General features: G+C 67.7%; 1 protein-coding gene. It reads left to right on the top strand.

Features of this window, described 5'->3' with window-relative positions; genetic code table 11:
• Nucleotides 1-502, top strand: a 502-nt coding sequence (locus AC5Y4T_RS26160; RefSeq protein WP_499956149.1) for a phosphopantetheine-binding protein, incomplete at both ends; no start/stop codon positions are given.

Raw genomic sequence — 502 nt, 5'->3', positions numbered from 1 at the left:
CCATTACCGCGCCCCCAGCAACCCGATTGAGGAGATCGTTGCCGACATCTATGCGCAGGTGCTCGGGATCGAGCGGGTCGGTATTGACGAGTCGTTCTTTGACCTGGGTGGTGATTCGCTGTCGGCGATGCGGGTCATCGCCGCGATCAACACGGCGCTAGACGCCGGCCTGGCGGTGCGGACCTTGTTCGAGGCGCCCACGGTCGCCCGGCTGGCGCCCCGTATCGGTGCCGGTGACATCGCGCTGGAGCCGTTGGTGGCCGGTGAGCGGCCGGCGGTGGTTCCGCTGTCGTTCGCGCAGAACCGGTTGTGGTTCCTCGATCAGCTCCATGGCCCGTCACCGGTCTACAACATTGCGGTGGCGCTGCAACTGCGCGGCCGCCTGGACGCCGAGGCGTTGGGTGCGGCCCTGGCCGATGTGGTGGACCGCCACGAGAGTCTGCGCACTCGATTCGCCGCTCCCGGCGGAATGGCTCAGCAGCTCGTGGTGGCGTCGGCACAA

The sequence above is a fragment of the Mycobacterium sp. NGS11 genome (genome assembly GCF_059813315.1).
This window is presented reverse-complemented; position numbering and strand designations above follow the sequence as displayed.